Below are 21,256 nucleotides of genomic sequence, written 5' to 3'. Positions count from 1 at the left end.
ACTATGAATATGGTTCCGGCTGATACACTGGTTTGTGATACTGCACAGATTGCCGTTTGGCAGTCCGACCCGGCGTTTGCTTACAGCCGTGAGCTGATAGCTCCCGAAATTAATGTACTTGAGTGGTTCAGCAGATGGTTCGGCAAGCTGCTGGACAAGATATTCGGGAATACGTTGGTGGCAGAATATTCGGAGGTCGTGTTGATATGCATTGCCATTCTTATCCTTGTATTGGTCATCTGGTTTTTGTACAAGAAGCGTCCGGAACTGTTCATGCATTCGCGCAAGAGTACCCTGCCCTATACAGTGGGGGAGGATACCATCTATGGAGTGGATTTTGCGGAGGGAATTGCCGATGCGCTTGTCCGGACGGATTATCGGGAGGCGGTGCGTTTGCTCTATCTGCAGACGCTGAAACAGCTCAGCGATGGAAAACGTATAGACTGGCAGTTATATAAAACGCCTACACAATATATCTATGAAGTCCGTCTGCCAGCTTTCCGCCAAATGACCAGCCATTTTCTACGGGTACGTTACGGAAATTTTGAAGCGACCGAAACATTGTTCCATGCGATGCGGGATTTGCAGAAAGAAGTGGAGAAAGGAGGGATGGCATGAAGGGGAACCATTGGTTTATAGCCGGTATCATTGCTTTTCTGGTGTTGATGTTTGCGATAGAGTGCCGTCTGCCGAAGAAGTTTGTCTGGAACCCTACGTTCAGCCATTATGACAAGCAACCGTTCGGCTGTGCCGTGTTCGATAGCCTGGTGTCTTCATCGTTGCCGAAGGGATATTCGTTGTCGAGAAAGACTTTTTATGAGCTGGAGCAGGAAGATACGACGCTTCGCCGCGGAATACTGGTTGTTACCGATAACCTGCATCTGACGGATGTAGATGTGGAGGCGATGTTGAAGATGGCGGGACGGGGAGACCGGATTATGCTGGCGGGGAGCTCTTTCAGCCGTATTTTGAAAGATACGCTGGGATTTGAGTGCAGCTATTCTTATTTCAGTCCGTCGGCTTTGAAAAAATATGCCACTGCATTGCTCTCGAAAGACAGTTTGTGCTGGGTGGGGGATTCGGCGGTTTATCCGCAGCAGACTTTCTGTTTCTATCCCCAACTTTGCCAGTCTTATTTCTTTGCAGATTCCATTTCTTGTAAAGTGTTGGCGGAAAAAACTGTTACCGGAGAAGCTGCTCATCCAGTTGCCATGTCAGTTTCTTGGGGAAAGGGGGAGGTTATACTGGCTTCCACTCCCCTGCTTTTTACGAACTATGGTGTGCTGGATGGGAAGAATGCGGCTTATCTTTTTCGTATATTGTCCCAAATGGGTGGATTTCCCATTGTCCGTACCGAAGGCTATATGAAAGAAACAGCCCAGGCACAGATGTCTCCTTTTCGCTATTTCCTTTCGCAGCCTCCGCTTCGCTGGGCATTGTACTTGAGTATGGTTTCCATCCTGCTCTTTATGATATTTACAGCCCGTAGGAAGCAGCGTGCCATTCCCGTTATCCGCGAACCGGAGAATAAGTCTTTGGAGTTTGCAGAGTTGATAGGTACCCTTTATTATCAGAAGAAGGACCATGCTGACTTAGTCCGCAAGAAATATCTCTATTTTGCGGAGGAACTGAGGAGGGAAATGCAAGTGGATGTGGAGGAAGTGGCAGAGGATGAGCGCTCTTTCGGCAGGATTGCCCGGAAGACGGGTATGGAAGCGGGGGAAATTGCCGCATTCATCCGCGAGGTGAGGCCGGTGATGTACGGAGGGCGCAGCATCTCTGAGGAGGAGATGAAACGGCTTGTCGATAAAATGAATGAAATAATCAATCATATATAAAGAAGATATTTATGGAAGAGAACACAGAAAAACGGGTGGACTTGACTCTCTTTTCCGAGAAGATACAAGCGTTGAAGGACCGGATTGCTACGGTCATAGTGGGGCAGGAGCAGATAGTGGACCTGGTACTGACGGCTGTCCTGGCAAACGGCCATGTGTTGCTGGAGGGAGTGCCGGGGGTGGCAAAGACGCTGCTTGCCCGTCTGGTTGCCCGTTTGATTAAGGCGGATTTCAGCCGCATTCAGTTTACTCCGGACTTGATGCCGAGTGACGTGTTGGGGACTACGGTCTTCAACATGAAAACCAATGACTTTGACTTCCATCAAGGACCGGTATTTGCCGACATCGTGCTGGTGGACGAGATAAACCGTGCTCCTGCCAAGACGCAAGCCGCCTTGTTTGAGGTTATGGAAGAACGGCAGGTCAGCATTGACGGCACCACGCATCAGATGGGAGAACTCTATACGATTCTGGCAACCCAGAATCCGGTGGAGCAGGAGGGTACTTATAAATTGCCCGAAGCGCAATTGGACCGTTTTTTGATGAAGATAACCATGGGATACCCTTCGTTGGAGGAGGAGGTGGATATTCTGGAGCTTCACCACACGAATGCTTCGCTGGTGAAGCTGGATAGTCTGACGCCTGTCCTTACAAAGGAAGAACTGCTGTCATTGCGCAGGCTGATGGAGCAGGTGTTTGTGGATCGTACACTGCTTCAATACATCGCGCTGATAGTGCAACAGACGCGTACCAGCAAAGCTGTGTATTTAGGAGCCTCTCCACGTGCATCTGTGGCAATGATGCAGGCTTCGAAGGCGTATGCACTGTTGCAAGGACGTGATTTCGTGACACCGGAGGACATAAAGTTCGTTGCTCCGTATGTACTTCAGCACCGCCTGATATTGACGGCAGAAGCCGAGATGGAAGGTTATTCACCGGTAAAAGTGACGCAACGTCTGATTGATAAAGTGGAAGTTCCGAAATGAGACTGGGCCGCCGCTTCTATATGACTCTTGTGCTGATTATCCTGCTGATGGGTATCGGGTATGCTTTTGCTCCGTTCTTTACAATCGGGCAGTGGGCGCTGTTTGTCCTGGCCTTGTCGGTGCTGGTGGATGGGGTTATGCTCTATCGCGTTCGTGGCATCCGGGCTTTCCGTCAGTGTGCTACTCGTTTCTCCAACGGAGATGAGAACGCCGTGAACATACGTGTGGAGAGCAGTTATCCGTATCCGGTAGCTGTGGAAGTAGTGGATGAGATTCCTTTTGTATTTCAGTTGCGGAATGTTGATTTCAGGATGAAGCTCCGGGCGAGTGAGGGCAGGACGATTACCTATCATCTGCGTCCCACGCGGCGGGGGATTTACTCTTTCGGACGGATTCGGGTGTTTGTGGCAGGCAGGATGGGACTGCTTTCCCGCAGATATACTTGCGGTGCTCCTCAGGATGTCAAGGTATATCCGTCCTATCTGATGCTTCATCGGTATGAGTTGCTGGCCATCAGTGACAACCTGACCGAGTTGGGTATAAAGCGCATCCGCAGGGTGGGGCATCATACGGAGTTTGAACAGATAAAGGAGTATGTGAAAGGGGATGATTACCGCACGATAAACTGGAAGGCGAGTGCCCGACGGCACGAACTCATGGTCAATGTCTATCAGGACGAACGTTCCCAGCAAATATATAATGTAATAGACAAGGGACGGGTTATGCAGCAGGCATTTCGCGGAATGACTTTGCTCGACTATGCAATCAACGCCTCCCTTGTCCTTTCATACGTTGCCATGCGGAAGGAGGATAAAGCCGGACTGGTGACGTTCAACGAGCATTTTGATACGTTTGTCCACGCCTCCCGGCAACCCGGGCAAATGAAGACATTGCTTGAGAACCTTTACAGCCAGCAGACTACTTTTGGGGAGACCGACTTTTCCTCATTGTGCGTACACTTGAACAAGCATGTCAACAAACGGAGCCTTTTGGTGCTGTACACCAACTTTTCCGGTATAAGCAGCCTGAACCGCCAACTGGCTTATCTACAGCAGTTGAACCGTCAGCACCGGTTGCTTGTCATCTTCTTTGAAGATACCGATTTGGAAGAGTACATCGCCACGCCTGCAAAAGATACGGAAGGTTATTACCGTCATGTCATTGCCGAGAAATTTGTATTTGAGAATCGGTTGACTGTTTCCACCTTGAAGCAGCACGGCATCTGTTCTTTACTGACTACACCGGAGAATCTTTCTGTCGATGTGATAAACAAGTATCTGGAGATGAAGTCACGTAACCAGATATAAAGACAGTAACTAAGGTTATATAATCCGTAATAAGGGTAGTGAAAGTATCCGGATTTTCCTCTAATTTTGTAATTGGGATATTGTGAACGTTTGGAAAACATATCCTTAACGATTTTAGATATCTGAAGTTGCAATAATTGAGAATGGCTTTATAGGTGATGAAAGACAATACATTGGACATAAAGACTGTATGTGAGTGTAACCGGTGTTTGGGATGCAAAACGCTGCATCCCCAGGTAAGCATTATTAATCTGGAAAATCCTAATGTGTATCAGGATGCCGTGAAGTTTGAGTTCTATGCTATCCTGCTGATAGAGAATTGTGAAGGGGGATGCGACTGTTGCGGGCGGAAATATTATGATTATTCCAATGCTACGATGGTATTTCTTACTCCCGGCGAGATATTCCGGATGAACAAGAATAATACGCTTCCGGACAAAGGCTGGCTGCTGGCATTTCATCCCGATTTATTGCTTTGTACCACGTTAAAGAATCATATCGACAACTATACTTTCTTTTTCTACCGCAAGGAGGAGGCGTTGCATCTGTCACAGCGCGAAATGGCCAAAGTGACGTGTTGCCTTGAGAATATCGAGGATGAACTTCATCATTCCATTGATACGCATAGCAATACCATTCTGTCCCGTCACATCGAATTGCTGCTGGATTATTGCTCACGTTACTATGAGCGGCAATTTATCACCCGTGAGAATAAGAACAGGATGATTCTGGGGAAAATGGAAGGGATATTGGACGAATATATCACTTCCGGAAAGTTGCAGGAGGGGAAGCTGCCCACTTCCGGGTGCTGTGCCGAAAGACTGAATCTTTCGACGGCTTACTTTGATGATTTGCTGAGGTTTGAAACCGGCAAGACATTGGCTGAACATTTCCAGCTCAAATGCTTGTATACGGCCAGGAAGATGTTGTCGGAAGGCGGTAATACACCTGCTGCCGTAGCGCGTCGGCTGGGCTATCCGAGTGTGCAATATTTCAGTCTGGTGTTTAAGAAAGCAACGGGAGTTACACCGAATGAATATAGATATTCATAAAATTGAGATGAGGGAAATATATATAATTTATTAGACCAAAATATTTTATAATGGAGACCAAAGCTATATTTTTAGATGTAGACGGAACATTGGTGAGTTTCGACACTCACCGCGTTCCGCAGTCGGCTATCGAAGCGTTGCAGCAAGTTCATGAATCCGATATAAAAATCATAATAGCAACTGGGAGGGCGTTTACCGATCTTCACGAACTTGAAGAGATTCCATACGATGCAGTGATAGCTTTGAATGGGTCCGATTGTGTACTGAGAGATGGCACTCCTATATCTCGTAAACAGATTCCCGAAAAGGATTTTCAGAGGGTACTGGTATTGGCTCAACATTATGGGTTTGCTCTGGCTATCGAAACGAATAAAGGTATTTTTGTCAACGAACTCAATCCGACCGTCGTCGAATTGGCCAGGCTGGTCAACCACCCTACACCGCCGGTGGCAGACATTGAAAAGGAATTTATGGGAGGCGGATGCTGTCAGTTATGCATATATTGTGATGAAGAAATGGAAAAAGAAGTTATGGCACAACTTCCCGGACTTTCTGTTTCCAGATGGAACCCTTTCTTTGCGGATGTCAATGTGGCGGGAGTAAGCAAGGCTATGGGTATCAATGAGTTTGCTTCCTATTATGGATTTGATGTTTCAGGAACCATCGCTTTTGGTGATGGCGGGAATGATATTTCCATGATTCGTGCAGCCGGGATGGGAATAGCTATGGGAGGAGCTTCCGAGGCTGTGAAAAGCGTTGCCGATTATATAACGGAGACGGTGGATGAGCATGGTATCCGGAACGCTCTGGTTCATTTTGGTATTGTGGAATAAAAATCGGCTGTCAAAACTTATAAAAACTATAGTCAGTGAATATTATGCTTTTAGAAAAACTGCTTAAAGAATTTAATTTTAGCATCAATACTTTTAATTTGGAGGAATCTAAGTTATTTGACCGATATTTTGAGCGGATATTGATTAGTAAAGATACATTTTTGATTAAGGAAGGAGAAATAGAAAGATATAGTTATTTCGTTTATGATGGGATGTTACGTTGTTGGCTTTTGAATCATAAAGGGGAAGAGCAGATTTTTTGGTTTTGTAAAGAAGGTACGTTTTCAATGTCGAACATATCTTTTACCTTACAAACAAAATCTGCATTTAATGTGCAGACAATTGTAGATAGCGTTATTTACCGAATAGACAAGAAGCGAGTAGATGAACTGTATACTGCTATTCCTAAGGTGAAAACCGTATTTGAAGATTTGAATGCTATACTACTGAATAAACTCTTGAAAAGAAATATCGACCTGATTAAATATTCTCCTGAACAGTATTATCTACAGATGATTGAAGAATATGGCATTACATTAAACTATATACCACTCAAAGATATAGCTTCTTATTTGGGTATCACGCCGCAAGCACTAAGCAGAATCCGTAAACGTATTTTTTAACCTGGGTTCAGTGCATTGAATGTATAAGTTCCGAACTTTGCGGCTTTAAATAGCAATTACAATTATGATTAGAAAAATTAAAGTTACGGATTATCCACGTTTGATAGAAATTTGGGAAAGTGCAGTATTGAGTACACATGATTTTCTTAAAGAGGAAGATTTTCTATACTATAAGGAACAGCTTCCGGTATATTTTCAGTATGTCACTCTATTCGGATTTGAACAGGAGGGAATCTTAATCGGATTTATGGGAATTGCAGAAGGAAATCTTGAAATGTTGTTTATTGACAATAATTATCGAAGCATAGGAATTGGGAAAAAACTGGTTACTTATGCCATAAATCATTTGCAGGTAACGAAAGTCGATGTGAACGAGCAGAATATTCAAGCTGTCGGTTTTTATAAATATATAGGCTTTAACGTATACAAAAGGTCCGATTTGGACGGAGAAGGTAAAGAGTATCCTATTTTACACATGCAGTTGTAGCCCGCATCCAATTTTAAATAAAGATGTAATTGACAGCACTACTTTTTCTTTTCATTTACAGATTTAATTTCTGATAGTAAGAACTTAACGATGCTTTTTTACCCTAATATCTATTAACACCGATTTAGGGCTTATTCTTCACTTTCTTCGTACAAATACTGCATTTAAGGGGGCAATCCCGTTGCATGCAGTGTCGGAAGTGTGGCTTTTACTCTCCGGATGTGGGTACTTTTTCCCTTGATGTTCTATGTGTAATGTGGAGAAGCTTGATGTATAATTCCCAAATCCTTATCATAAAACCTCCGTGATAAAAAGTATGGGATATTATGGATTCTGCCTATATCTTCTTCAGGTCTTACCCTTATCCAGGGGGCGATCTATCCATTCATTGCTGCTCAGTTTCTTATTCTTGCGATGTAAATCTGAGAAGGCTGAAACCCGAAAGTTGCTTGTGCACCGGATATTTCGACTTCCCATTTTTGTCGGAAGAATAATAAAGTAAACCTCTGAAATTATTAAATTTCAGAGGTTTACTTTATTATTCGCGGTGCGTACGGGACTCGAACCCGTGACCCCATGCGTGACAGGCATGTATTCTAACCAACTGAACTAACGCACCATTATTTCATTTTTTTGTAGCTATCTCTCTCGATTGCGGTTGCAAAGGTAGGCATTTCTTTGATATCTGCAATAGCTATGACGAATTTTTTTTCAAGCGTTTTGTGCTGTATTTGCTTTATATCCTCATATTGAGAAGATTGTAAAAATGAGAGAAAAGTAAATTTAACAACTGTTTAGAAATTTGTTTATGCACTGTTTTGTTCTTGATATGAAAATCTCTCCTGGAGAAAACGAAACATTTCGGAGCTTGTTTTAAACTTCTTGCTCGAAAAGTTCTTTGTTTTGCAATAAATCGTTATTTTTGCGAACTCAAAACGAGAATGTTGTAATTTGAAAAATGATAAAAAACATTTTAGGATGATGAAAACAGCCAAACTGTTGCTGCACTGCCCTGACAAACCTGGCATATTGGCAGAAGTAACAGACTTTATAACGGTGAACAAAGGTAATATTATCTATCTAGATCAGTATGTAGACCATGTAGAGAATATCTTTTTCATGCGTATAGAATGGGAATTGAAGGATTTTCTGGTACCTCAAGAAAAGATTGAAGATTATTTTGCCACCTTGTATGCACAGAAGTATGAGATGAATTTCCGTCTCTATTTCTCCGATACAAAACCGCGCATGGCTATTTTTGTCTCGAAGATGTCCCATTGCTTGTTCGACTTGCTGGCGCGTTATACTGCCGGTGAGTGGAACGTAGAGATACCTCTTATCATAAGCAATCATCCTGATTTGCAGCATGTGGCAGAGCGTTTCGGTATTCCTTTCCATCTTTTCCCCATCACCAAAGAGACAAAGGAGGAACAAGAGAAGAAGGAAATGGAGCTACTGGCAGAACATAAGATAACTTTCATAGTGCTGGCACGCTACATGCAGGTCATTTCCGAGCAAATGATAAATGCTTATCCTAATAGGATAATCAATATCCATCATTCTTTCCTTCCGGCATTTGTAGGAGCGAAGCCCTATCATGCTGCGTTTGAACGTGGAGTGAAGATTATTGGAGCCACCAGCCACTATGTTACCACAGAGTTGGATGCCGGTCCTATCATAGAGCAGGATGTGGTGCGTATTACACACAAGGACACTGTGCAAGATTTGGTGAACAAGGGCAAGGACTTGGAAAAGATTGTACTTTCCCGTGCTGTTCAGAAGCATATTGAACGCAAGGTGTTGGCATATAGGAATAAAACAGTAATATTTAATTAGTTGATAATTGATGGTGTGGAACCAGTCATTACCTTTCAATTATCACCTTTCAATTGTCAATTCTCAATAAAAAAATGAAGGTTGCAGTTATCAAATATAATGCAGGCAATATCCGTTCGGTGGATTATGCTTTGAAACGCCTGGGAGTAGAGGCAGTGATTACAGCGGATGAGGCTGTGCTACGTGCTGCCGATAAGGTTATCTTTCCCGGTGTGGGAGAGGCGGAAACCACTATGGACTTTTTGCGTGCCAGTGGTATGGATAGGTTGATAAAGGAATTACGCCAGCCGGTATTGGGCATTTGTCTGGGCATGCAGTTGATGTGCCGTCATTCTGAAGAGGGGGATGTGGATTGCCTGGGGATTTTTGATACTGATGTGAAACGTTTCATTTCTCAGAGGCACGAGGATAAAGTGCCTCATATGGGATGGAATACCATTGCTCGGATAAATAGTGGCCTTTTTAAAGGCTTTACTAAAGAAGAGTTTGTCTATTTCGTACATAGTTTCTATGTGCCTGTCAGTGATTGTACGGCAGCCGTGACGGATTATATTCATCCGTTCAGTGCCGCTTTGCATAAAGACAATTACTACGCCACACAGTTCCATCCGGAAAAGAGTGGAAGTGTGGGAGAGCGTATTTTGCGGAATTTCCTGGAACTGTAAATCGCCAAATCGTAAATGAAATGATAGAACTGATTCCCGCTATTGACATTATTGACGGAAAATGTGTACGCCTTTCCCAAGGCAATTATGACAGCAAGAAGGTGTACAATGAAAATCCCGTGGAAGTGGCCTTGGAACTGGAGGCTCATGGTATCCGCAGACTTCATGTGGTCGATTTGGACGGTGCGGTTTCCCATCATGTGGTAAACTACCGCACGTTGGAACAGATAGCTGTGCGTACGTCTCTTATTATAGATTTTGGAGGTGGGGTAAAGAGTGATGAAGATTTGGTGATAGCTTTTGAGAACGGTGCGCAGATGGTGACTGGCGGCAGCATTGCTGTGAAGAATCCCGAATTGTTCTGCAAATGGCTTCAAATGTATGGCTCTGAGAAAATTATTCTTGGCGCTGATGTGAAAGAGCATAAAATAGCCGTCAATGGTTGGAAGGATGAGAGTGGTTGCGAATTGTTTCCGTTCTTGAAAGACTATGTGGAGAAGGGGGTTCATAAGGTTATCTGTACTGATATCAGTTGTGATGGAATGCTGCAAGGACCATCGATAGCGCTGTATAAGGAGATATTGGAGCACCGCCCTGAACTCTATTTGATAGCCAGTGGAGGAGTAAGTTGTGCTGATGATATCCGCCAGCTGGAAACTGCCGGTATACCTGCCGTTATTTTCGGTAAGGCTCTGTACGAAGGTCGCATTACCTTCAAAGAACTGGAAAACTTTGTTGGTTGAAAGGTGAAAATTGAAAATTAAAAATTAATCACTTATAACTTATAACTCATAACTCAAACCGCCGTGTTAGCAAAAAGAATCATTCCTTGCCTCGACATAAAAGATGGGCAGACCGTGAAAGGTGTCAATTTTGTGAACCTCCGCCAGGCAGGTGACCCGGTAGAACTGGCGCGTGCTTATAGTGAGCAGGGTGCCGACGAACTGGTTTTTCTCGACATCACAGCCAGTTTTGAAGGTCGTAAGACTTTCACAGAATTGGTGAAACGCATAGCTGCGAATATCAGTATTCCTTTTACTGTAGGTGGAGGCATTCATGAACTGGGTGACGTGGATAGGCTACTGAATGCAGGTGCCGATAAAATCTCCATCAATTCCTCTGCTATCCGCCGTCCCGGATTGATAGACGAGATTGCGAAGAACTTCGGTTCGCAGGTTTGTGTACTGGCAGTTGATGCCAAACAGACTGAGAAGGGATGGTGGTGTTACTTGAACGGTGGCCGTGTGGAAACGGATAAGGAACTGTTTGCGTGGACAAAAGAAGCCCAGGAACGTGGTGCGGGCGAGATATTGTTCACTAGCATGAATCACGACGGTGTCAAGACTGGTTATGCCAATGAAGCGCTTTCCAGCCTTGCCGACAATTTGTCCATCCCTATCATTGCATCGGGGGGAGCAGGTGTCAAAGAGCATTTTCGTGATGTCTTTTTGCAGGGAAAAGCAGATGCTGCTCTGGCAGCCAGTGTTTTTCATTTCGGAGAAATCAAAATTCCCGAATTAAAATCGTACCTTTGTGCCCAAGGAATTGCGATGAGAGGATGAAGGTGAGTTTACGATTGGACGATTTACGATTTACGATTGGGATTACTCAAGCAAATCATAAGTCTCCAGTCACTTAAAATAATTCAATCGTAAATAGTAAATAGCTAAATCGTAAATAAAATGGATTTTGACAAGATGAACGGACTTGTTCCGGCGATTATACAAGATGCAGATACCGCTAAGGTGCTGATGCTTGGCTTCATGAATAAGGAGGCTTATGACAAGACGGTGGAAACCGGAAAGGTGACTTTCTTCAGTCGTACCAAGAACCGTCTTTGGACGAAAGGCGAGGAGAGTGGTAACTTCCTGAATGTGGTTTCCATGAAGGAAGACTGTGACCGGGATACGTTACTGGTGCAGGTACATCCCGTAGGCTCGGTTTGCCATACCGGTGCAGATACTTGCTGGGGTGAGAAGAACGAACAACCTGTTATGTTCTTGAAGCTTCTTCAGGATTTTATCTGTAAGCGTTATGATGAGATGCCCGAAGGTTCCTATACGACTAGTCTTTTCCAGTCCGGTGTCAACAAAATGGCACAGAAGGTAGGCGAAGAGGCTGTGGAAACTGTCATTGAGGCTTGCAACGGTACGGACGAACGCCTGATTTATGAAGGAGCTGATTTGTTGTATCACCTCATCGTGCTACTCACATCCAAAGGATACCGCATTGAAGACCTTGCGCGTGAATTGGAGGAACGTCACAGTGCGACGTGGAAGAAACACTAAACAATTAAAAATTAACAATTAAAAATTAAAATAGGGGTGGGCGAGGCGCTGATAAGATATACGGACGTAGAGATACACCAGCAGGAGTTGTGCGTACTGAACGGTGTGAATTTGGAACTTCACAAAGGGGAGTTCGTGTACTTGGTAGGTAAAGTGGGTTCTGGCAAGACGAGCCTGCTCAAGACTTTCTATGGTGAACTGGATATTGCATCGGGCAAGGCTGAGGTATTGGGGTATGACATGCTCCATATTAAGCGTAAGCACATCCCACAGTTGCGCCGCAAACTGGGAATCGTATTCCAGGACTTCCAGTTGCTGACAGACCGTACGGTGTACGACAATCTTGAATTTGTTCTCCGTGCTACCGGTTGGAAGAGCAAAGGGGAGATTAAGGACAAAATAGAAGAGGTGCTGAACCTGGTGGGGATGAGCAACAAAGGGTATAAGTTGCCCAATGAACTGTCGGGTGGTGAGCAACAGCGCATTGTGATTGCGCGTGCAGTGCTCAACTCTCCGGAGATAATCCTTGCGGATGAGCCTACCGGAAACCTGGATTCGGAAACCGGACATGCCATTGCAGAACTTCTGCACGGCATCAGTGAAGCCGGCGCACTGGTGGTGATGACCACGCACAACCTGCAGCTGCTGCGAGAGTTTCCCGGCAAGGTGTACCGGTGCGCAGACCATCTGATGACTGATGTTACAGCAGAATACGCCCCTGCAATAACCAATGATTAGTAGTTAAGTAGTTATCTCTAACTACTGATTCTTATAAAGAACAGAAATTAACGATAAAGCTCCGCAGCTGCCTACTTGTAGCTCGTAGCTTGTAACTATAAACTAATTAATACAGGAACGAAAATGAAAGTTTTAAAGTTTGGAGGTACTTCAGTAGGTTCGGCTCAGCGAATGAAGGAAGTGGCCAAATTGATTACCGATGGTGAACGTAAGATTGTGGTTCTCTCTGCCATGTCGGGTACCACAAACACATTGGTTGAGATTTCGGACTATCTGTACAAGAAGAATCCGGAAGGTGCCAACGAGATTATCAACAAGCTGGAAAGTAAATATCGCCAGCACATTGATGAACTCTTTGCTACTCCGGAGTATAAACAGAAAGGCCTGGAACTCATCAAATCACATTTTGACTATATCCGTTCTTATACCAAAGACCTCTTCACTCTGTTTGAGGAGAAAGTGGTGTTGGCTCAGGGCGAGTTGATTTCCACCGCCATGATGAACTACTATCTGCAGGAATGCGGCGTGAAGTCTGTGTTGCTTCCGGCTTTAGAATACATGCGTACGGACAAGAATGCCGAGCCCGATCCGGTCTATATCAAGGACAAGCTCCAGGTTCAGCTGGAACTGCATCCGGATGCTGAGATTTATATCACTCAGGGGTACATCTGCCGCAACGCCTACGGCGAGATAGACAATCTGCAGCGTGGCGGAAGCGACTATACGGCTTCGCTGATTGGTGCTGCCATCAACGCTTCCGAAATCCAGATTTGGACGGATATCGACGGCATGCACAACAACGACCCCCGTATTGTGGACAAGACTGCGCCGGTGCGTCATCTGCATTTCGAAGAGGCCGCCGAGCTGGCATACTTCGGTGCCAAGATTCTGCACCCTACCTGCATCCAGCCTGCCAAGTATGCCAATATCCCCGTCCGTCTGCTCAATACGATGGACCCCACTGCTCCGGGTACGCTGATTTCCAATGATACGGAGAAGGGTAAGATTAAGGCGGTGGCTGCCAAGGACAACATTACGGCCATCAAGATAAAATCCAGCCGCATGTTGCTTGCTCACGGATTCTTGCGTAAGGTTTTCGAGATATTCGAGAGCTACCAGACTTCCATCGATATGATTTGTACTTCAGAAGTGGGTGTGTCCGTATCTATCGATAATGTGAAGCATCTCAATGAAATTCTGGATGACTTGAAGAAGTATGGCACAGTGACGGTGGACAAGGACATGTGCATCATCTGCGTGGTGGGCGACCTCGAATGGGAAAACGTCGGTTTCGAAGCCAAGGCATTGGATGCCATGCGCGACATACCGGTACGTATGATTTCTTTCGGTGGTAGCAACTATAATATTTCTTTCCTCATCCGCGAGTGCGACAAGAAGGCAGCGTTGCAGTCACTCAGTGATGCGCTGTTCAATGAGGAATAACTCTTGATATTTTTCAGACGCAGATTACACAGATGACGCAGATTCTTTTTGCTTCCTATTTGTGTAATCTGCGTCATCTGCGTCTGAAAAATTATTTGTAGACACCTCTTTCATCTTCCTTTTTTTAAACTAAACAAAGATTACGATTATTATATGAAAGGAACATTCCCTATCCATAAATTCCGCGAATTGCGTACTCCCTTCTATTACTACGACACAAAGGTCTTGCGCGACACACTTTCGTGCATCCGTACGGAAGCTGCCCGATATGGCAACTATTCGGTGCATTATGCTGTGAAGGCCAATGCCAATCCCAAGGTGCTTGCCATTATCCGCGAGAACGGCTTGGGTGCCGACTGTGTAAGTGGCGGTGAAATCCGTGCAGCCATCAAGGCAGGTTTTCCCACTGGCAAGATTGTTTTTGCAGGGGTGGGCAAGGCTGATTGGGAAATCAATCTGGGGCTGGATTATGACATTTTCTGCTTTAATGTGGAGTCTGTCCCCGAGCTGGAGATTATCAACGAGCTGGCTGCCGCTAAAGGTAAGGTGGCCAATGTGGCTTTCCGTATCAATCCCAATGTAGGTGCCCATACCCATGCCAATATTACCACTGGGCTGGCCGAAAACAAGTTTGGTATCAGCATGCAGGATATGGACCATGTGATAGACATTGCGCAGAATATGAAGAACCTGAGATTCATCGGACTGCATTTCCACATCGGTTCCCAAATATTGGATATGGGCGATTTCGTGGCTTTGTGTAACCGCGTCAACGAATTGCAGGATAAGCTGGAAGCTCGCCATATCCGCATCGAGCACGTCAATGTGGGGGGCGGACTCGGCATTGACTACGGTCACCCCAACCGTCAGCCGATACCCGACTTCAAAAGCTACTTCGAGACTTACAACAGCCATCTGAAACTCCGTCCCCACCAGACGCTCCACTTCGAGCTGGGACGTGCGGTAGTGGGACAATGCGGTTCATTGATTTCGCAGGTGCTTTATGTGAAGCAGGGCACCAACAAGCAGTTTGCCATTCTGGATGCCGGCATGACGGATTTGATTCGTCCGGCACTCTACCAAGCGTTCCATAAGATAGAGAATATCACTTCGGATGCGCCGGTTCAGGCTTATGATGTCGTAGGGCCCATCTGCGAGTCTTCTGATGTATTCGGTAAGGCTATTGATTTGAATGGGGTGAAGCGTGGCGACCTTATCGCCCTCCGTTCGGCAGGGGCTTATGGCGAAATTATGGCTTCGGGCTATAACTGCCGTGAGCTGCCTCAAGGATATACGTCGGACGAGCTGGTATAGAGAGGCTGGAGATGCGTTGCATGAATGGCGAAGCATTTATTATACCAAGGCTTCTGTTTTTATATAAAAAATGTTATTGCGTGAACAACTTTTAAGGTTTCTTGTTACTTTTGTAATGATTTCAATTTAAATAAATACGATTATGATTACAGAAAAATTACAGAATGCAATTAATGAGCAGATTACGGCTGAGATGTGGTCTTCCAACCTTTATCTGGCAATGTCTTTCTATATGGAGAAAGAAGGTTATAACGGCATGGCTTCCTGGTTGAAGAAGCAGGCTTCTGAAGAAAAAGCTCATGCTTGTGAAATGGCTTCTTATATCATCAAGCGTGGCGGTAAGGCCAAACTGGACAAGATTGATGTTGTTCCCAATGACTTCGGTACTCCACTGGAAGTGTTCGAGCAGGTAGCCCAGCACGAACGCCGTGTTTCCAAAATGATTGATGAATTGGTAGATGTTGCCTCTGCCGAAAAAGATAAGGCTACACAAGACTTCCTTTGGGGATTCGTGCGCGAGCAGGTAGAAGAAGAAGCTACTGCCGACGGCATTGTAGATATGATAAAGAAAGCCGGTGATGCCGGAATCTTCTTCGTTGACTCAAAACTGGGAGAACGTAGATAAGAGAGAAACTAAAAAAAATCCCGCGGCTAATTTTAGTCGCGGGATTTTTTTTAGTTATGAGTTATAAGTTGTGAGTTATTTGTTGATGAAGGGCTTATATCCGCAAGGGAAAGCACAAGCAAATAACTTATAACTTATCACTCATTTCAGCACTCCCAGCTCTTTCCCCACCTTAATAAATGCAGCGATACATTTGTCCAGATGCTCCTTTTCGTGTCCGGCAGAGATTTGTACGCGGATGCGTGCCTGGTCTTTGGGCACTACGGGGTAGTAGAAGCCGGTGACGTAGATGCCTTCTTCCTGCATGCGGGTGGCATAAATCTGGGAGAGTTTGGCATCATACAGCATGACGGCGCAGATGGCGCTTTGTGTCGGCTTGATGTCGAAACCGGCGGCGGTCATCTTGTCGCGGAAGTAGTTCACGTTTTCCAGCAGTTTGTCATGCAGGGCATTGCTCTCTTTGAGCATCTTGAATACCTCGAGGCTGGCGCCGATGATGCCCGGAGCCAATGAGTTGGAGAAGAGGTACGGACGGCTGCGTTGGCGCAGCAGGTCGATGATTTCCTTGCGTCCGGTAGTGAATCCTCCCAAAGCGCCGCCAAAGGCTTTGCCCAAGGTTCCGGTATAGATGTCCACGCGTCCGTAGGTGCCGTATTGTTCGCTTACGCCGTGTCCCGTAGGGCCTACCACGCCGGCGGAGTGTGATTCGTCCACCATGACCAGCGCGTCGTATTTCTCGGCAAGGTCGCAAATCCGGTCCATCGGGGCAACGTTGCCGTCCATGGAAAATACCCCGTCTGTAACCACGATACGGAAACGCTGTGCCTGGGCTTCCTGCAGGCATCTTTCCAGGTCGGCCATGTCGGCATTGGCGTAGCGATAGCGTTTGGCTTTGCAGAGGCGTACGCCGTCAATGATGGAAGCATGGTTCAGGGAGTCCGAGATGATGGCGTCTTCCTCGGTGAAGAGGGGCTCGAACACACCGCCATTGGCGTCGAAACAAGCGGCGTAGAGAATGGTGTCTTCAGTCTTGAAGTAGTCGGAGATGGCTGCTTCCAGCTCCTTGTGGATGTCCTGTGTTCCGCAGATGAAGCGTACGGACGACATGCCGTATCCGCGGCGTTCCATAATCTGCTGGGCGGCGGCAATCAGCCGCGGGTGGTTGGACAGTCCCAGGTAATTGTTGGCACAGAAGTTCAGCACCTCTTTGCCTTTTACGCTGATGGCAGCTTGTTGTGCACTCTCAATCAGTCGCTCTTCCTTGTAGAGTCCGGCTTCTTTTATTTCAGCAAGTGTCTTGCTGAGATGGTCTTTCATTTTACCGTACATAGCATTTTATTTTTTAGGTAATACGTTGTCATTACATTTCCCACAAAGAACATCATTTTTCTTGGAATAAACAATATCAATATGGCAGAAATATGAAAAAAAAGTATGTATATTTGCACCATATATAATAACGAAACCTTATAAATAACTCGTATGAAGAATATTTTGGTAATTGGAGCTACCGGACAGATTGGGTCGGAACTCACGCTGGAGTTGCGCAAACGTTATGGCGATGACCATGTTGTGGCAGGATACATTCCGAGTGCTATGCCCAAGGGAGAATTGAAAGCATCCGGCCCTTCGGCCATTGCCGACGTGACAGACCGTCAGTCCATCGAGGTGGTGGCACGTCAGTTCAAGATTGATACTATCTACAACCTGGCTGCCTTGCTCTCGGTAGTTGCCGAAAGCCGTCCGGCCATGGCTTGGAAAATCGGTATCGACGGGTTGTGGAATGTACTGGAAGTGGCACGTGAGTACAATTGTGCCGTGTTTACTCCGAGTTCCATCGGTTCGTTCGGCGAAGCTACGCCTCATGTGAAGACACCGCAGGACACTATCCAGCGTCCGCGTACCATGTATGGGGTGACAAAAGTGACGACTGAATTGTTGAGTGACTATTACTATACAAAATATGGTGTGGATACACGCTCGGTACGTTTTCCGGGAATCATTTCGAACGTGACCCCTCCGGGTGGCGGCACTACGGACTATGCGGTGGATATTTTCTACTCTGCCGTGAAGGGAGAAAAATTCGTATGTCCGGTGAAGGCCGGCACGTATATGGATATGATGTATATGCCCGACGCACTGAACGCGGCCATCTCGCTGATGGAAGCGGCACCGGCAAGGCTGAAGCACCGCAACGCTTTCAACATCGCCTCCATGAGTTTTGACCCGGAACAGATTTATCAGGAAATTAAGAAGCATATGCCTGATTTTGAGATGGCATACGAGATTGATCCGCTGAAGCAGGCCATTGCCGACAGCTGGCCCGACTCTCTGGATGACTCTTGTGCACGCGAGGAATGGGACTGGATGCCGCAGTACGACCTGGAGTCCATGACCGTAGACATGCTTGAGAAATTAAGAGCTAAATTAAACAAGTGACCGTAAGCGGTCCGTAAAGAATGAAAAAACTTTTATTGGGATTTTTGTTGTTCACCTTTTTGATTTCGTGCGGAAACAAAAAGGCGAAAATGGATCCCTTTGCTACCATTACGGAAATGGTGGATTCGGCCGGTCACAAGGCCGATACGCTGCTGGAAGCAGAAGTGAAGGAAGAACCGAAGCCGATGGAGGCAGACGAGCTGTTTGATGATTTTATCTTCAATTATGCTTCGGATGATGCCCTGCAAAGGCAGAGGACGGTATTCCCTTTGCCCTATTACAATCGTGACACGCCGTCAAAGATAGAGGAAGAGTTTTGGAAGCATGATTATCTGTTTACCAAGCAGAACTATTACACCTTGCTTTTTGATAAGGAAGAGGATATGGACATGGTGGGCGATACTACGCTGACATCGGTGCAAGTGGAGTGGATTTTCTTGAAAACGCGTATGGTGAAGCGTTATTATTTTGAACGGAAGCGGGGAATGTGGATGCTCGAGGCCATTAACCTGCGCGAGATGGAGAAAGGTGAAAATGAGGACTTCGTGGAATTCTATACCCGTTTTGTGACGGACAGTGTCTATCAGAGCAAGCATATCAGGCATCCGCTACAATTCATCACCATAGACCCTGATGACGAGTTTTCTATTCTGGAAACTACTTTGGATGTGGACCAGTGGTATGCCTTTCGTCCGGTAATGCCTACCGACAGATTGTCTAATATCAATTACGGACAGAAGAATGAGGACTTGTCGGATACCAAAATACTGAAGGTAAATGGTATAGGCAACGGATACTCCAATATCTTCTATTTCCGCAAACGCAGTAAAGGATGGGAGCTGTACAAATATGAAGACACGAGCATTTAAATAAAGGAGGAAAGGTTTGAAGAAGATACCCAATACATTTGGAATTGATGTTACTGCTGCAAGATTTCTGGAATACGGTTCGGAGGATGAACTGCGGGAGCTGATTGCAGCAGGACAGGTCGTTGCGCCCTGGCTGCATATCGGTGGAGGGAGCAACCTGCTCTTTATTAAGGATTATGAAGGCACGGTGCTGCATTCACGTATCGGTGGCCTGGAGGTGACGTCAGAGGATGAGGAGCACGTGTCGGTGCGTGTGGGCGCCGGTGTGGTATGGGACGATTTTGTGGCCTACTGTGTGGAGCGGCATTGGTATGGTGCCGAGAACCTTTCGCTGATACCGGGTGAGGTGGGGGCGAGCGCAGTACAGAATATCGGTGCCTATGGTGTGGAAGTAAAGGACCTGATAACATCCGTGGAAACCATAAACATGGCAAGGGAGAAGCGTATCTACGGGGTGGACGAATGCGGCTACTCCTACAGAAAGAGCTTGTTTAAGCAACCGGAGATGAAGACCGTGTTTGTGACTTACGTGAACTTCTGCCTGGGTAAACGGGAACATTATACATTGGATTACGGTACTATCCGGCAGGAGCTGGAGAAATATCCGGTGCTGAATCTGGAAATTTTGCGCCGCGTGATTATAGACATCCGTCAAAGCAAGTTGCCCGACCCGAAGGTGCTGGGCAATGCGGGTAGTTTTTTTATGAACCCCATCGTGCCGCGTCGGCAGTTCGAGTCTTTGCAACGGGAATATCCGGACATGCCCCACTATGATGTGGATGCCGGTCGGGTAAAGATACCGGCTGCCTGGATGATAGACCGGTGTGGCTGGAAAGGCAAGGCGCTGGGGCCTGCTGCGGTGCACGGCCGGCAGGCGTTGGTGCTGGTGAACTCGGGTGGTGCCACGGGAGCGGATATTGTCGCTCTTTCGGATGCCGTGCGGGCTTCTGTCCGCGAGAAATTCGGCATTGATATTCACCCGGAAGTTTGTTTGATAAAATAGTAAGAGAGTTTTGACACACCCAAACATTGTTGTATATAACCTGATTTTAGAAATTTATTTGATTTAGTCAATGGGAAAACTCAGAATATTAGGAAGTGGAACTTCGACCGGTGTGCCTGAGATAGGCTGTACTTGTCCGGTCTGCACTTCCACTGACCCGCGGGACAACCGCTTGCGTGCGTCATCCCTGCTGCATACGGATGATGCGGTGATATTGATAGATTGTGGTCCTGACTTCAGGGAACAGATGCTGCGTGCTTCTTCTTTTGAGAAGATAGACGGCGTACTGGTGACACACGAACACTATGACCATGTGGGTGGTCTGGATGATTTGCGCCCGTTCGGTCGTTTTGCCGATATTCCTATCTATTCCGATGCCTACACTGCTGCCCATCTGCGGGCAAGGATGCCTTACTGCTTTGTCGATAAGGTATATCCGGGAGTTCCGCGTATCTATCTGCAGGAAGTGGAGGCGGGGCAGGTGTTCCACATCAACCGGACGGAAGTGCTGCCTTTACGGGTGATGCACGGCAGGCTTCCCATCCTGGGCTACCGCATTGGCGGCCGGCTGGGATATATCACGGATATGCACATGATGCCTGAGGAATCTTATGAACAATTGAAGGGCTTGGACGTTTTGGTAATGAATGCTTTACGGCCAAAGCCGCATCCTACGCACCAGAGTATTTCGGAGGCGTTGGAGGCTGCCGGACGTATTGGTGCCAAAGAGACCTATTTCATCCATATGAGCCATCATGCAGGGCTTCATGCCGATATCGAAAAGCAGCTGCCACCCCATGTACACTTTGCCTACGATGGACTTGAAATAGATTTCTAAACTTTTTGAAACATTTGTTTTGTTTTATTAGTAGAAAATGCTATTTTTGCCAAAAGTTGATGAATAAATGCC

General features: G+C 46.2%; 22 protein-coding genes and 1 tRNA gene. 21 read left to right on the top strand and 2 right to left on the bottom strand.

Going from position 1 to position 21,256, the window contains the following annotated elements:
- Positions 1 to 3: 3 nt before the first annotated feature.
- The 8 genes from EYA81_RS02010 (at position 4) to EYA81_RS01975 (ending at position 7,126) form a co-directional block, all read left to right on the top strand.
- A complete protein-coding gene (locus EYA81_RS02010; protein WP_117600337.1) occupies positions 4 to 618 on the top strand; it encodes a DUF4129 domain-containing protein in 615 nt (204 codons plus the stop codon).
- Positions 615 to 1,838, top strand: a complete 1,224-nt coding sequence (locus EYA81_RS02005) for a DUF4350 domain-containing protein (protein WP_117600336.1) — start codon at positions 615 to 617, stop codon at positions 1,836 to 1,838. The genes EYA81_RS02010 and EYA81_RS02005 overlap by 4 nt, the downstream gene beginning before the upstream one ends.
- Before the next feature lie 11 nt (positions 1,839 to 1,849).
- The gene (locus EYA81_RS02000) at positions 1,850 to 2,824 is read left to right on the top strand and encodes a MoxR family ATPase (RefSeq protein ID WP_117600335.1); all 975 of its coding nucleotides are present in this window, start codon (positions 1,850 to 1,852) and stop codon (positions 2,822 to 2,824) included.
- Positions 2,821 to 4,131, top strand: a complete 1,311-nt coding sequence (locus EYA81_RS01995) for a DUF58 domain-containing protein (protein ID WP_117600334.1) — start codon at positions 2,821 to 2,823, stop codon at positions 4,129 to 4,131. Before EYA81_RS02000 ends, EYA81_RS01995 begins: the two co-directional genes overlap by 4 nt.
- A gap of 158 nt (positions 4,132 to 4,289) precedes the next feature.
- Entirely contained in the window at positions 4,290 to 5,183 is an 894-nt protein-coding gene (locus tag EYA81_RS01990) for an AraC family transcriptional regulator (protein ID WP_117600333.1), read from the top strand.
- A 50-nt stretch (positions 5,184 to 5,233) separates the two neighbouring features.
- Positions 5,234 to 6,016, top strand: coding sequence for a Cof-type HAD-IIB family hydrolase (locus EYA81_RS01985; RefSeq protein WP_117600332.1), 783 nt, complete (start codon positions 5,234 to 5,236; stop codon positions 6,014 to 6,016).
- Between the two features lie 44 nt (positions 6,017 to 6,060).
- Positions 6,061 to 6,639, top strand: coding sequence for a Crp/Fnr family transcriptional regulator (locus tag EYA81_RS01980; RefSeq protein WP_117600331.1), 579 nt, complete (start codon positions 6,061 to 6,063; stop codon positions 6,637 to 6,639).
- A 64-nt stretch (positions 6,640 to 6,703) separates the two neighbouring features.
- A complete protein-coding gene (locus EYA81_RS01975; protein ID WP_117600330.1) occupies positions 6,704 to 7,126 on the top strand; it encodes a GNAT family N-acetyltransferase in 423 nt (140 codons plus the stop codon).
- A gap of 545 nt (positions 7,127 to 7,671) precedes the next feature.
- On the opposite strand, the gene EYA81_RS01970 is transcribed toward EYA81_RS01975, so the two are convergent.
- A tRNA-Asp gene (locus EYA81_RS01970) sits at positions 7,672 to 7,745 on the bottom strand.
- Positions 7,746 to 8,104: 359 nt separating this feature from the next.
- Here EYA81_RS01970 and purU point away from each other — a divergent pair.
- From purU to EYA81_RS01925, 9 genes are all read left to right on the top strand, one after another.
- A complete protein-coding gene (gene purU / locus EYA81_RS01965; protein ID WP_117600329.1) occupies positions 8,105 to 8,962 on the top strand; it encodes a formyltetrahydrofolate deformylase in 858 nt (285 codons plus the stop codon).
- Between the two features lie 74 nt (positions 8,963 to 9,036).
- Complete coding sequence (gene hisH / locus EYA81_RS01960; protein WP_117965314.1) at positions 9,037 to 9,627, top strand: imidazole glycerol phosphate synthase subunit HisH; 591 nt, start codon at positions 9,037 to 9,039, stop codon at positions 9,625 to 9,627.
- Positions 9,628 to 9,647: 20 nt separating this feature from the next.
- Entirely contained in the window at positions 9,648 to 10,370 is a 723-nt protein-coding gene (hisA, locus tag EYA81_RS01955) for a 1-(5-phosphoribosyl)-5-[(5-phosphoribosylamino)methylideneamino]imidazole-4-carboxamide isomerase (RefSeq protein WP_117600327.1), read from the top strand.
- A 63-nt stretch (positions 10,371 to 10,433) separates the two neighbouring features.
- Positions 10,434 to 11,189 carry an imidazole glycerol phosphate synthase subunit HisF gene (gene hisF, locus EYA81_RS01950; protein ID WP_117600326.1) on the top strand — a complete coding sequence of 252 codons (756 nt, stop codon included), beginning with the start codon at positions 10,434 to 10,436 and terminating at the stop codon, positions 11,187 to 11,189.
- A 120-nt stretch (positions 11,190 to 11,309) separates the two neighbouring features.
- Positions 11,310 to 11,915 (top strand): bifunctional phosphoribosyl-AMP cyclohydrolase/phosphoribosyl-ATP diphosphatase HisIE, encoded by a 606-nt coding sequence (hisIE, locus tag EYA81_RS01945; protein ID WP_117600325.1) that lies wholly within the window; start codon positions 11,310 to 11,312, stop codon positions 11,913 to 11,915.
- Positions 11,916 to 11,951: 36 nt separating this feature from the next.
- Entirely contained in the window at positions 11,952 to 12,653 is a 702-nt protein-coding gene (locus tag EYA81_RS01940; RefSeq protein ID WP_131225305.1) for a cell division ATP-binding protein FtsE, read from the top strand.
- 123 nt (positions 12,654 to 12,776) lie between these two features.
- Positions 12,777 to 14,096 carry an aspartate kinase gene (locus EYA81_RS01935; RefSeq protein WP_005831418.1) on the top strand — a complete coding sequence of 440 codons (1,320 nt, stop codon included), beginning with the start codon at positions 12,777 to 12,779 and terminating at the stop codon, positions 14,094 to 14,096.
- A gap of 153 nt (positions 14,097 to 14,249) precedes the next feature.
- The gene (lysA, locus tag EYA81_RS01930) at positions 14,250 to 15,410 is read left to right on the top strand and encodes a diaminopimelate decarboxylase (protein ID WP_005831416.1); all 1,161 of its coding nucleotides are present in this window, start codon (positions 14,250 to 14,252) and stop codon (positions 15,408 to 15,410) included.
- Positions 15,411 to 15,552: 142 nt separating this feature from the next.
- Positions 15,553 to 16,035 (top strand): ferritin, encoded by a 483-nt coding sequence (locus EYA81_RS01925; protein ID WP_005831414.1) that lies wholly within the window; start codon positions 15,553 to 15,555, stop codon positions 16,033 to 16,035.
- A gap of 141 nt (positions 16,036 to 16,176) precedes the next feature.
- Here EYA81_RS01925 and kbl read toward each other — a convergent pair whose 3' ends face one another.
- On the bottom strand, positions 16,177 to 17,364 hold the full coding sequence (gene kbl, locus EYA81_RS01920) for a glycine C-acetyltransferase (RefSeq protein ID WP_005831412.1): 1,188 nt from the start codon (positions 17,362 to 17,364) through the stop codon (positions 16,177 to 16,179).
- Positions 17,365 to 17,517: 153 nt separating this feature from the next.
- On the opposite strand from kbl, the gene EYA81_RS01915 reads away from it, so the two are divergent.
- The 4 genes from EYA81_RS01915 to EYA81_RS01900 all read left to right on the top strand — a co-directional run bounded on the left by EYA81_RS01915 (position 17,518) and on the right by EYA81_RS01900 (position 21,184).
- Positions 17,518 to 18,474, top strand: coding sequence for an NAD-dependent epimerase/dehydratase family protein (locus tag EYA81_RS01915; RefSeq protein ID WP_005831407.1), 957 nt, complete (start codon positions 17,518 to 17,520; stop codon positions 18,472 to 18,474).
- 20 nt (positions 18,475 to 18,494) lie between these two features.
- On the top strand, positions 18,495 to 19,343 hold the full coding sequence (locus EYA81_RS01910; protein ID WP_005831399.1) for a DUF4348 domain-containing protein: 849 nt from the start codon (positions 18,495 to 18,497) through the stop codon (positions 19,341 to 19,343).
- A 16-nt stretch (positions 19,344 to 19,359) separates the two neighbouring features.
- Complete coding sequence (murB, locus tag EYA81_RS01905) at positions 19,360 to 20,346, top strand: UDP-N-acetylmuramate dehydrogenase (protein ID WP_005831398.1); 987 nt, start codon at positions 19,360 to 19,362, stop codon at positions 20,344 to 20,346.
- A 70-nt stretch (positions 20,347 to 20,416) separates the two neighbouring features.
- Positions 20,417 to 21,184: an MBL fold metallo-hydrolase gene (locus tag EYA81_RS01900; RefSeq protein WP_005832365.1), complete on the top strand. Its 768-nt coding sequence runs from the start codon at positions 20,417 to 20,419 to the stop codon at positions 21,182 to 21,184.
- Positions 21,185 to 21,256 lie beyond the last annotated feature (72 nt).

The sequence above is a fragment of the Bacteroides sp. A1C1 genome, from assembly GCF_004328515.1.
Taxonomy (GTDB): Bacteria; Bacteroidota; Bacteroidia; order Bacteroidales; family Bacteroidaceae; genus Bacteroides; species Bacteroides uniformis.
The sequence above is the reverse complement of the archived record's forward strand: the minus strand, read 5'-3'. Positions and strand labels throughout refer to the sequence as shown.